Origin of the sequence: Paraburkholderia phenazinium (assembly GCF_900100735.1) — a bacterium.
Classification (GTDB): Bacteria; Pseudomonadota; Gammaproteobacteria; order Burkholderiales; family Burkholderiaceae; genus Paraburkholderia; species Paraburkholderia phenazinia.
Genome location: NZ_FNCJ01000008.1, coordinates 129,656 through 141,937 on the forward strand (window position 1 = coordinate 129,656; position 12,282 = coordinate 141,937).

General features: G+C 62.9%; 10 protein-coding genes. 2 read left to right on the forward strand and 8 right to left on the reverse strand.

Annotated features, from left to right (window positions below; all coding sequences use genetic code 11):
- Positions 1-834: 834 nt before the first annotated feature.
- From BLQ92_RS19175 to BLQ92_RS19205, 7 genes are all read right to left on the reverse strand, one after another.
- Positions 835-1,347 (reverse strand): LysR substrate-binding domain-containing protein, encoded by a 513-nt coding sequence (locus BLQ92_RS19175; protein ID WP_341806893.1) that lies wholly within the window; start codon positions 1,345-1,347, stop codon positions 835-837.
- Between the two features lie 265 nt (positions 1,348-1,612).
- A complete protein-coding gene (locus BLQ92_RS19180; protein WP_090686115.1) occupies positions 1,613-1,981 on the reverse strand; it encodes an RcnB family protein in 369 nt (122 codons plus the stop codon).
- Positions 1,982-2,306: 325 nt separating this feature from the next.
- Positions 2,307-3,269 carry a lipoyl synthase gene (lipA, locus tag BLQ92_RS19185; RefSeq protein ID WP_090686116.1) on the reverse strand — a complete coding sequence of 321 codons (963 nt, stop codon included), beginning with the start codon at positions 3,267-3,269 and terminating at the stop codon, positions 2,307-2,309.
- Between the two features lie 2 nt (positions 3,270-3,271).
- Positions 3,272-4,384 (reverse strand): acetoin dehydrogenase dihydrolipoyllysine-residue acetyltransferase subunit, encoded by a 1,113-nt coding sequence (locus BLQ92_RS19190; RefSeq protein WP_090686117.1) that lies wholly within the window; start codon positions 4,382-4,384, stop codon positions 3,272-3,274.
- Positions 4,385-4,387: 3 nt separating this feature from the next.
- Positions 4,388-5,392, reverse strand: coding sequence for an alpha-ketoacid dehydrogenase subunit beta (locus BLQ92_RS19195; protein ID WP_090686118.1), 1,005 nt, complete (start codon positions 5,390-5,392; stop codon positions 4,388-4,390).
- A 57-nt stretch (positions 5,393-5,449) separates the two neighbouring features.
- Entirely contained in the window at positions 5,450-6,433 is a 984-nt protein-coding gene (locus BLQ92_RS19200; protein ID WP_090686119.1) for a thiamine pyrophosphate-dependent dehydrogenase E1 component subunit alpha, read from the reverse strand.
- 97 nt (positions 6,434-6,530) lie between these two features.
- Entirely contained in the window at positions 6,531-7,619 is a 1,089-nt protein-coding gene (locus BLQ92_RS19205; protein ID WP_090686120.1) for an ATP-NAD kinase family protein, read from the reverse strand.
- Between the two features lie 438 nt (positions 7,620-8,057).
- Here BLQ92_RS19205 and BLQ92_RS19210 point away from each other — a divergent pair, with 438 nt between their 5' ends.
- A complete protein-coding gene (locus tag BLQ92_RS19210) occupies positions 8,058-9,992 on the forward strand; it encodes a sigma-54-dependent Fis family transcriptional regulator (protein ID WP_090686121.1) in 1,935 nt (644 codons plus the stop codon).
- A gap of 58 nt (positions 9,993-10,050) precedes the next feature.
- Here BLQ92_RS19210 and lspA read toward each other — a convergent pair whose 3' ends face one another.
- Positions 10,051-10,560 carry a signal peptidase II gene (lspA, locus tag BLQ92_RS19215; protein ID WP_090686122.1) on the reverse strand — a complete coding sequence of 170 codons (510 nt, stop codon included), beginning with the start codon at positions 10,558-10,560 and terminating at the stop codon, positions 10,051-10,053.
- A 304-nt stretch (positions 10,561-10,864) separates the two neighbouring features.
- Between lspA and BLQ92_RS19220 the strand changes: the two genes are divergently transcribed.
- Complete coding sequence (locus tag BLQ92_RS19220) at positions 10,865-12,277, forward strand: MFS transporter (protein WP_090686123.1); 1,413 nt, start codon at positions 10,865-10,867, stop codon at positions 12,275-12,277.
- Positions 12,278-12,282 lie beyond the last annotated feature (5 nt).

Sequence of the window (12,282 nt, forward strand, 5' to 3'; positions counted from 1 at the left end):
TCCGGCGATGCGCTTGCCGACGGTCGGGCCTGACATTGTGCCTTGGTGAATCGCGGGTGTGACAGGTACAGTTGCCCAAACACCAATCTGGACAGCAGTCGCAAGCGGCTCAGATTGGTCCACGCTGACACGGATGAGGACCGGCTTCCTCGGCCCCACGGGGCCAGCGCGCCAAGCGTTACTTATCCTGCACGTCCGACCTTTGCTTTGAAGCGCGGGGCGATCCGTGACGCCTTACCCGGCGGTAACCCGATCGGATAGCTTCTCCAGCGCGCGCGAAGATCTCACGCAGTTCAAAGCGCATGTACCACGGCCACCATGCGAGGTGGTAAACCCAAAGACATATGCTGCGAGGACCATGAAGCCACTGGCGCGGGATTCCATCCGCGGACAACTCTGCCAGGGAACGGTGGCCAATCGAACAGGCGCCGAACGTAAGCCAGATGAGACAGAGGATAAGAGTCGGAAGCGACGCCAGGCATGCCGCCATACACAAAACAAGCGGCAAGCAGATCTCCAATGACGAGCGGGTTTTCATCGTATATTCTCCCCGTCACAATAACGCCGGGAGCGGATGGCAGGCTGGTCTTCCTGACAGATAAAGACTGCTTCAGTAACTTTATCCAGCGAGCTCACTCCCAAATCGAGCGGACGTGGTAATCGTCGAGCCCCGTAGCGAACCGACACACACGATTCGCCATTCAACAATAGCACCTGAACGAAGATTGGGTAGCCATGAAAGAAAGAGCGACGATCGTGTGCAGGCAATACGACAAAATACTCCTGGTGACTCGCGGAAGGCTACCGGGCGGCGCAATCCGGCGCTCCCCGCTGTCAACCTTGGCGCCGCCGGGATCCAGCCTTGACAGGTACGTCTTTGCCCAGCTTTCCTCCCGCCTCGAGAAGGCTGCGCTTTTCGACGAGGAAATCGGTGAAAGCGCGAACCTTTGGCGGCATCCTGTCACGCGAGGGGATATAGAGGTAGAACCCCGCGAATGGCTTGCACCACGGCTGCAGCACACGAACCAGCGAGCCATCCGACAATTGCCGGCGCACCGCAATTTCGAAGTGATGTATCAGACCCGCTCCCTGAAGCGCTGCGCGAGTCATGCTTTCATCATCGTTGGTGATGAGCGTGCCCTGAGGCTCGACCTCGAAAGCATGTCCGTTCGGCCCCGGGGAATTGAACTCCCAGCGATACACGGCGCCGCTCGAGGTATGGCGGTACGCCACGCAGTCATGCTCTGCAAGGTCGGCTGGCGTCGCCGGCACCCCATGGCGCTTGAAGTACTCGGGTGCGCCAACCACCGCCATCTCAAGCATGGGCGTGATCGGAACCGCCACCACGTGCGCGGCTTCAAAGAATAAACACCCTGTGGTGGCGCAGGGGTGGTCGCACTACGCCTATATGACAAACCCGAGCCAGTAGCGCTGGGGCTGGCCAAGGTGGTGCCGTTCTTCAAGGAAAACCTGTAATCCAGGCGTAACGCTAAGGCGTGGGAAGCGGAATAGCGCAGTGCTGTCGCCCGTCACAACGCGCGACAGCACCCGCAGTCTTCAGAATGAAGGATTGTTTGTCCGTACGAGCACCAACCGGTTTTGGTTCGGTTGCTTAGTGCCCGGCAAGCAGAACACTGGCGATCACACCCGTGGCGACCGCGGCGAGTACATAGTCCCCGTTCACGCCAACCCACTGATACCCGCGCGGCGGCGCTTGCAGGCCGTGCTCGTGCCAGTTGTCGACCACATAGTTGCGGTCCCGATACTCTGCCGGAAGCCGTTCACCCTTGTGCCAATCGTTGTGGGGAACCGGGCCGCCCGGCCCGCCCATAGTGGCTTCGCGCGGCGCCGGCCCGTGGCCATGTCCATGCGGCGGCGGGTGGCCACCGCCGTGATCATTATCGTGCTGCTGTGCAATAGCGGTAACGGACGTACCCAGTAACGATACGATCAGAAGCGGTACGACAAGTTTCGACTTCATGGTTTTGCCTCACAGAGAATGACCGGATGAAGGTCTGGCGTTCCAGCTCCGTACGCGTCGGAGCGCGTGCTGCGTCTTTCCCGGGCCGTTATGCGAAACGGGTCGCCTATCAACGGGCCCGGGGTCGGCGCTGGCAAATAATGTCACAAGATGGGTTGGGGGCTCAAATTGGGGGGGTACGCTTCCCGTTTCTGCGCCGCTCCCCTTAGAACAATGTGCGAATTTTCAGCAATATTTTCGGAAAATGAATTATGCCTGGTGCATATTGCGTCGCGTTGGAGCGTAAAATAACCGATGCGATTTGTGGGCGGTGTTGGATCGGCGATCAGCGCACCCCCACCTGATCCGCGTGATACGAAGAACGCACCAGCGGACCAGCTACGACTTCGCGAAAGCCCATCCCTAACCCTTCCTCGCGCAACGCTTCAAACGCCTGCGGCGTCACATACCGCTGCACCGGCAGATGAAACCGCGACGGCGCCAGGTATTGGCCGATCGTCAGCAAATCTACCTGATGTGCCCGCAAATCCCGCATGGTTTCGAGCAGTTCGGCATCGGCCTCTCCGAGCCCAACCATCAAGCCGGATTTAGTCACCACCAACTCATTGACACGCTTAACGCGCGCCAGCAATTCAAGCGAGCCGCCATAATCAGCACCCGGCCGCGCCGCCCGATACAGCGCAGGCACCGTCTCGATGTTGTGATTGAAGACATCCGGCCACGCACCTGCCAAAGCCGTCAGCGCGCGCTCGATCCGGCCGCGAAAATCCGGCGTCAGCACTTCGACGCGGATTCCCGGCACGCGCTCGCGCAGCAGCGCAATGCATCGCGCGAAGTGCCCGGCGCCGCCGTCGCGCAGATCGTCGCGGTCCACCGACGTAATCACGACGTAGCGCAAGCCGAGCGCCGCGACCGCATCGGCGAGCCGCTCCGGTTCATCCTGATCCAGCGCCCCGGGCCGTCCATGCGCGACGTCGCAAAACGCGCAACGCCGCGTGCAGATCCCGCCCATGATCATGAACGTCGCCGTGCGCTGCGCGAAACACTCGCCGATATTCGGGCACATCGCCTCCTCGCACACCGAATGCAAGCGGTGCTCGCGCAGGATCGCCGCCATGGCGGCCACCGTCTCGCTCATCATCGGCCTTGCGTGCAACCAGGGCGGCTTGGGCAACGCGTCGCCGGCCGCCGGCACGATCTTCACCGGAATCCGCGCAAGCTTCTCGCGGCTGCGCAGCCCGTGCTGGCCCAGCGCTGTGACGCTGTCATGATGAACGGCGGCGTCCATGGCTAGGCTCCGAGGAAGTCGTTGAGCAGGCGATTCACCTCCGATGCCGCCTCCATCTGCACCATATGACCTTTGCCGTCGATCACATGCACGCGGATGCCCTGGGGCAAACCTTGCGCGTGACTGGCCGGGATGATCTGGTCCTGCGCACCCCAGATCACCAGCGTGCGCGGCGCCAGCTCAGCCAGCCGGTCACGGTTGAGCCGGCGTTGCACGTCACCCTCGAACGCGGAAGACGCTATCTTCTGCAAGCTTTCGTTCACGCCCTCCAGACGTTTATATTTGACGATGTCCTCGATCAGTTGCCGCGTCACCAGTGAGGGATCCGCGAATAGCTTCGTCAGATGCGGTTTCAGCGTGTTGCGGCTGCTACCGGCCACAAAGCCTTCGATATATTCGCGGTTGATCTCTTTGCCGAGGCCGGCGCCCGCGATCAAGGATAACGAAGCGACCCGCTGCGGCGCCTTTTCCGCCACAGTCATCGCCACGAGACTACCCATCGAATGTCCGACGAGATGCGCCCGCTCGATGCCACGATCGTCGAGGAATGCGATCACGCTCGCAGCCAGTTCCTCGGCATCGCCCGTCTCGACAGCCTTTCCGGACTCGCCGTGTCCCGGTAAATCGAGCGCCCACACAGCACGATGCGCTGCGAGATCGGCATGATTGAAGAGCCAGTTGTTCAGGTCGCCGCCGAAACCGTGGATCAGCACCGCGGGCGTGCCACCCTCGCCGATCTTCAGATAGCGCACGGTCCGCCCGGCGATCTGCGACTTCTCGGGTTGTGGACCCGCGTCGGCGGCATCCGCGCTTGGCGGGACGAAATCGCGCTGAAAAGCCTCTACCGCCTGATCGATCTCCGCATCCGGCGTTTGTGGGTCAGCCACCACGCCTAGCAGCGCACCGATCGGCAGCGTATCGCCCTCTTGTGCCACCTGTCTGCGCAGCGTCCCTTCGAACGCGCATTCGACGCCGGACGAGATCTTGTCCGTCTCGACGTCGAGCACTTCGTCACCTTTGCCAACCTTGTCGCCCACCGCCTTTAGCCAGCCGTTGACCTGCCCCTGCTCCATCGAGAGGCCCCACTTGGGCATCGTAATCATATGAATCGGCATTGCTCAGCTCCTCACTTTCAGAACGGCCGCGGCGACTTTCTCGGCCGACGGGATATACATATCCTCCAGCACCCCGGCAAACGGCGCGGGTGTGTGCGGCGCGGTGACGAGCTCGATCGGTGCCTTCAGTGAATGGAAGGCGCGTTGCGCAACCAGTGCGGCGATATCCGTTGCAATCGAGCAACGCGGGTTCGCTTCATCCACCACCACGACGCGTCCGGTTCGCTCCGCGCTCTCGAGGATGGTCTCTTCGTCGAGCGGCGAGGTGGTGCGCAAGTCGATCACCTCGACCTGGATACCGTCCTTGGCGAGCTTTTCCGCGGCGTCGGTTGCGAAGTGCACCATGCGTCCATAGGTCACGATGGTGGCGTCGTCGCCTTCACGCACCACATTCGCCTCGCCAAATGGAATCGCATACGATGCTTCCGGCACATCGCCTTCGCGGCCGTACAGCAGTTTGTGCTCGCAGAAAATCACCGGATCGTTGTCGCGGATCGCCTGGATCAGCAAGCCCTTGGCGTCATATGGCGTCGACGGGCACACCACCTTCAGCCCGGGGATATGGGTAAACAGCGAGGTCAGCATCTGCGAGTGCTGGGCCGCGGCGCGCAGGCCCGCGCCCTGCATCGCGCGAATCACCACCGGCGTGACTGCTTTGCCGCCGAACATATAGCGAAACTTGGCGGCCTGATTGAAGATCTGATCGAAGCACACGCCCATGAAGTCGATAAACATCAATTCCGCCACCGGACGCATCCCGCACGCCGCTGCGCCCACTGCCGCGCCGATATAGCCGCCTTCCGAGAGCGGCGTATCGAGCACGCGCCCCGGATACTTGTGGAACAGCCCCTTGGTGACGCCGAGCACGCCACCCCACGCGTCCTGCTCGCCGGGCGAGCCTGCGCCGCCCGCGTTGTCCTCACCCATCACGATGACGCTCTCGTCGCGCGCCATCTCCTGACTCAGGGCTTCGTTGATTGCCTGAGAGAATGTGATTTTCCGTGCCATGTCTGTCTCCAGTGCCATGCAAGATGATTGCTAAATCGGTTGGGTGTGCAGCGCGCGTTACGGGTACGACACGTACACGTCGGTCAGCAGATCTTCCGCAGTCGGCAGCGGCGCGGCTTTGGCCTCGCTCACCGCATCGTCGATCAACTGCTTGACCTTCGCGTCGATGCCGCGCAACTGGTCGGCGGTAAGCATTTCCGCGCGCACCACGCGTTCCTCGAAGCGCTTCAGGCAGTCCTTCTCGTCGCGCAACTTCTGCACTTCGCCAGGCGCGCGATAGGTTTGCGCGTCGCCTTCGAAGTGACCGAAGTATCGCGAGAACTTCACTTCGACGAGTGTGGGCCCGCCACCATTACGCGCCCGTTCAATCGCTTCACCCAGCGCCTCGTGCACCGCGAAGAAATCGAAGCCATCGACGATCACGCCCGGCATTCCAAAGCCGCTCGCACGATCGGCGATGTTGTCGGTCGCCACCGACCACGTCGATGAGGTCGCCTCCGCATAACCGTTGTTCTCGGCGACGAAGATCGCCGGCAGGCGCCACACCGAAGCGAGATTCATCGATTCGAAGATCACGCCCTGGTTCGACGCGCCATCGCCGAAAAAGCACACGCCGACGCCGCCGCTTTTCTTGTACTTGGCGGCAAGCGCCGCGCCGCAGATCAGCGGCCCGCCTGCGCCCACAATCCCGTTCGCCCCGAGCATCCCCTTCGACAGATCGGCGATGTGCATCGAGCCGCCCTTACCGTGGCATACCCCTGTCTTGCGGCCATAGATCTCGGCCATCATGCCGCGCACGTCGACGCCTTTCGCGATGCAATGGCCGTGGCCACGATGGGTGGTGGCGACATAGTCCGCGACATTCAGGTGCATCATCGTGCCCACCGCCGACGCCTCTTCGCCGGCATACAGGTGCACGAACCCGGGAATTTCGCCGGTGGCGAATTCAACATGCAGACGCTCCTCGAACTCGCGGATCGTGCGCATCATCCGGTACGCCTCCAGCAGCTTTTCCTTGCTCAACTGACTCGAAACCGACATGGTGTGTCTCCTTGGAATGAATCAAATGCACTGCCTGCTTCACTGAACTTCGTACAACGGATCGGCGCCGTACCCGGCGCCGACTCCCTGCTATCTGCTAACCGCCGCGGCTCGATGCCGTCCGCATCACAGCGGAGGCCGCGTAGGCCGCCTCGCGCATGAGCTGATGCGAGACGGCATAACGCAACGTGCGCTCGACATCCACCGTAAGCGGGCCGCCCCAGTCGAGCGAAATTTCATACCGGTCGTCGCGCTCGAGTTCGATTTCGCGCTCACCGTCGAAGGCGAGCGTGCCGTGATCGGTATCGAGCGGCATCGAGACGCCGACCTCGAAACGCTCGCAGGTGCGCATCGTCACCTGCTCGACCCGTCCAGGTGCGATGGGCGCAACGAGCGGCACACCCGTTTCGCCGTTACGGGCGAAGCACAGATGCAAGCCATGCGATGCCGTGCGCTCCACCGGCGCCCATGCACCGCCGATCGACGACAACCCGATGCCGTCGGGCGCAGCAAACGTCAAAAAGAGCGTTTCGATATCTGCCGGCTCGGAAATCGCCCGAGCGCCCACGAAGCGCTGCCGGCTGACGCACACGTCGACGAGCGCAAGCTCCTCGCGGCCGCGATTTGGCCCCGCCACGCAGCGGACCAGCAGACGCTTGTTGCGCCTCAATGCAACCTCCGCCGGCACGGCGCCGGAGGCAACCAGTGCGCCCGCGAGGCCCGCGACCGTCGCCTCGCGCAGATCAGGAAAGGCGTTGTTGGTGCCGGTGGAAAGCGTCAGCAACGGCACGTCGCCGCAATGCGCGGCCACCGCGCGGTGCGTGCCGTCGCCGCCCAGCACGGCAATCAGCCCGACTTCCGCGCGCACCATCGCGGCAACCCCGGCGTGGGTGTCCGCCACACTGTCCATAATCGGCTGATCGATGAATTCAACCGCGGGCCAGCGCTGCGGCTCGGCGAGCGCCGCATGGGTATCGAGCGCGCGCAGCAGCAGCGCCGCGACGCCGGTCCGGTCACGCAGCGTCAGCACGCGATCGACGCCGAGCGCGCCGAGGCCGGCAAGCAGGCGCACCACCATGTTTGCTTTCTCCGAAGTCGGAAACACCGACGCATGGCTGGTGAGACGGCGAATGTCGCGCCCCGATGCGGGGTTCGCGATCACACCGACGGTGAGGGGCGATGGCACTGTCTTGTCTCCTTCTCTTATCCGCACGCGCGGCGGATTATTTTGTGAAGCACCGACAACCACCGCGCTTCATGATGACAAGGACACTGCAAAGGCTGTGCCAAAGCACTCAGACGAGCACATAAGGCGACGAAAGCTGCTTGTTTAAAGGGGTTTCAGCACGTAAACGCGTCGCTGGTCATCTGCGACGAAACACACCGCACAGCGCTTGAGACGTCTCAAGCACGGGTTGGACGCTAACGCACACGTCTCAACGGTCCCAGCAGAAAACGCGCAAAGCCCCACCGCATACGCCTCTGGGCCAAATCAGCGAAGTCTCGACGTCCCTTGAGACAAACGTCTCACCGGTCTCACATGCTGCATTGCAGTGTGATTGCGCACGACAGATGTGCTACAAAAACAGCCTGCAGACACCGCGTGACTCCACGGGAGCCGGCCATGCCCTATGTCTCTCAAACGCAGCACGTCGACCGGGTGCGCGGCGCCATCGAAGGACGGCTGCCCGCGCCAGCCGGTTCGTCGCGTCTCGTGTCGTCATGGCAGCGCTCGTTCGAGGAATATCGTCTTGACCCCGGTTCCGCGATTGGACCGCGCGTGCTCACTTCCGCCGAACTGCGCGAAGTACAAAGCAAGGAAGAGGCTTTCCTGCGAGCATCGGGCCAATGCCTGTCACGCCTGCACGAGATGATTCGTGTAGCCGACTATTGCGTGATGCTGACCGACGCGCATGGCGTCACGATCGACTATCGCATCGACCGCGACCGCCGCAGCGACTTCAAACATGCAGGGCTGTACATCGGCTCCTGCTGGTCGGAGCGCGAGGAAGGCACCTGTGGCGTAGCGAATGTATTAACCGATCTGGCGCCGATCACAGTCCACAAGACCGATCATTTTCGCGCGGCGTTCACGACGCTGACCTGCAGCGCGGCGCCCATCTTTGCGCCGACAGGCGAAATGATCGGCGTGCTCGACGCCTCGGCGGTGCAGTCGCCGGATAACCGCGACAGCCAGCGTCTCGTGTTTCAACTGGTGCGGCAAAGCGCAGGACTCATCGAAGACGGCTACTTCCTCAATCAGACGACGCAGCACTGGATTCTGTTTGGCCATGCAAGCCGCAACTTCGTCGAGGCCCAACCGGAAGTGCTGATCGCCTTCGACGAATGCGGCAACCTGGTCGCCGCGAACCGGAAGGCGCACGAATGCATCCCCGGACTCAACGCGCCACGCCACATCGACGAAGTATTCGATACTTCAGCCGTGCATCTGCATGATGTCGCGCGCACCGACGCGATTATCGGATTACGCCTGCGCGGCACCGGCGCGATGCTGTATGCGCGGATCCGCGCGCCGCTGCGACGCGCGACACGCTGCAGCCCTGAGGCAAGCGCTCCGCGCGAAACCCACGCGGACAGCCACCTCGGCGCCCTCGGCCGCTTCCTGCACAGTGCGGATGCGCGGATCGCGCAGAATGCACAGGTGGCCTTGCGCATCGCGGGCAAGCGGCTGCCGATCCTGATTCTCGGGGAAACCGGCGTCGGCAAGGAAGTATTCGCACGCGCCGTGCATGATTCGGGCCTGCGACGCAGCCGGCCGTTCGTCGCGGTGAATTGCGGAGCGATCCCCGAAGCACTGATCGAAAGCGAACTGTTCGGCTACGCGCCGGGTGCCTTCACCGGCGCACGCAGCCGCGGCGCTCGCGGCAAGATTGCGCTCGCGCACACCGGCACGCTGTTTCTCGATGAGATCGGCGACATGCCGCTCAATCTGCAAACGCGTCTGTTGCGCGTGCTCGCCGAAGGCGAAGTGGTTCCGCTCGGTGGCGATGCACCGGTGCGCGTGGATATCGAGGTGATCTGCGCAACCCACCGCGACCTGGCGCAGATGGTCAGCGAAGGCGTATTCCGCGAGGATCTGTACTACCGGTTAAGCGGCGCGACGCTACAGATGCCGCCGCTGCGCGAGCGCGCGGACATTCGCAAGGTGATCGATGCGGTGTTCGACGAGGAAGCGCAAATGGCGGGCCATGTTCTCACGCTCGATGCGCAGCTCGCGGCACGTCTGTGCGCATTCGCGTGGCCCGGCAACATCCGCCAGTTGCGCAATGTTTTGCGCTACGCGTGCGCGGTGTGCGATTCGACCCGGGTCGAACTACGGCACGTGTCGCCGGATATCGGCGCACTGTTGATGCCTGATAGCAAGGGCGGTTCGAAACAGTACGTCGAGAGCGGGACCGACGAACGCACACGCATTGTCGAAGCACTCACACATCACCAGTGGCGGCCAAACGCGGCGGCCGCGGCGCTTGGCATCTCGCGCGCGACCCTGTACCGGCGCATGACCAAACTGGGCATTGTTGGTCCGCATCGCATCTGAACCCACGCCGAGGGGCAAGTCGCTGACGCGTCGACAAATACCGCCGGGTAATCGATGCTCAAGCGTTCGTCGACGCGGGCAACGCAGGCTTGCGCTGCCGACCACTGAGGAGAAGCAGCGCCAAGCCAACCATAATTCCAACGTCCGCAATGTTGAATACGCCCGTCCGCAACTGCCCGATTCCCATATTGAGGAAATCGAACACTCGGCCATCGTAAAGACAACGGTCGAGAAGATTGCTCAGCCCCCCGCCCAAAATGCTCGCGATCGCGACAACTTCGATAGCGCCAAGTCTGCGCGAACGCACGAGCCATACAAGCAAACCCACAAGGGTCGCCAGTACGCCATATACGAAGACGAGATTGCGGGTCGACTCGGACATGCCAGCCCCAAGGCTCAAGAATGCGCCGTGGTTATAGATTGGAACAATTACAAGGCTTCCTGCAAGGAGCGACACGATCTCGCCCGGCGTCAAAATCTGCTTGAACAGCGCCTTTGTGAGCTGATCGACGACGATCCAGACAAGCGCGGCAAGCACCGCCGTAGTCAACCTCTGCCGTGTAGTCATTGAAGATGCCAAACCGATATGGAAGGCCCACATTGTAGCCAGGCTTCTGCCCCCGAACGATGCGGTCGAAAGCGTCGCCGCCCATCCCCGCCCCCTCGACCGCATCAATTGTGTGAATTGCAGCAATTGCATCGCGCACCCGAGTTAGGCCAACATGTGTTGCGCGGCGGTTGCGCCGCCGCCCCCGGCTCCGCAACCGAAAGTCGCTTCTCCGCAAGGCGGTGTCGTATTGCTGCCAGGCGCTGGCGACGCGCGGCGACTACAGTCCAGAGACTGCACCCATGCACGGCACCCGACGCACATCATGAAACCGGCCAACGACTCCTGGGCCCGCGACGCGGCAGCCGGTCTATCCTCCGCGCAGGCAAACGGCGACGACGAGCCAGCACTCGACGAGGCGCGCACGCCCACGTTCAACGAATCGGTCAACCGGCCCGTCGCGCCGCTGATCGGCGGCACCTTGCAGCCGCCCGCGCACGCGGCGGAGGCATCCCAGTCCGCCCACCCTGCCCAACCCGCGGGTGCCACGGCAACCGTCAGCAGCCTGCAGGCGACCGCCATCCTGCTGCTCGGCTATGCCATTCTCATTACCGGCAACGGCCTGCTCGGCACCCTGATCTCGCTGCGGCTGATCCAGCAGCAAACGCCGTCGCTGGTGGTTGGCGTGGTGCAATCGGCGTATTACGTTGGCTTCATGGTCGGCGCGTTATGGGGCGGGGGCTTGATCGGACGGGTCGGCCATCATCGCGCCTTCGTGACCTTTGCCGCAGTCTCGGCATGCTGCGCGCTCGGTTATGCCACGTGGAGCTCGGCCGCGACGTGGGTCGCGTTGCGCTTTGTGATGGGCTTTTGCCTCGTCGGCATTTTCACGGTAGTCGAAAGCTGGCTGCATCAAGTGGCGAGCAACGCCCAGCGCGGACGCGTGTTCTCTGCGTACTTGATCACCAACTATCTGGGCGTCGGCACCGGACAGTTTCTCATTGGCCTCGCCGACCCGGCCGGCTTCGCCCTCTTTAGCTTAGTCAGTGCGCTGTTTTCGGCCTCGCTGATTCCGGTCGCGCTAGCCGGCAATGCGCCCATTCCGCCGGCGCCCGCGGAGACCCCAGGCAGCGGCGCCGGTTCGCGCCTCGCCCGAGGACTCTCGGGTTTGAGCACGGTCTACAAATGGGCGCCACTCGGCGTGTATGGCTGTCTCGCCGCCGGTCTGCTGAACAGCGGCTTCTATACGCTGCAGCCGGTGTTCATGCGCCGCCTCGGCTATTCCGTCACCGACGTCTCGCACTTCATGGGCTTCGCGCTGCTTGCGGCGCTCCTGCCCCAATGGCCGGTCGCGCGGCTCGCCGACCTGTTCGACAGACGCATCATCATTACGGCCATCACTGCGCTCGCGGCGGCCTGCAGCTTGCTCCTGTTCTTGCTGCCTGGTGGCACGCTAGTCGAAGTGCTGGGTTACGTGTATGTCAGCGTGGTGTTCTCGCTGTACGGTGTAGTGACCTCGTACGTCAACGATTGCATTCCAGCCGAACAGCGCATCGCCGTCAGCGCCGGCCTGCTGCTGATCTTCTCGCTTGGCGCCAGCGCCGGTCCGACGCTCGCCTCGGCATTGATGGCGCTGGCGGGGCCAGGCGGTCTCTATCTGTTCACGACCCTCGTCACCTGCACGCTGGCGGCTCTCACACTCAGCAGCCTGCGCACGACCCCGCGTGTCACCCGCTGAGGCCT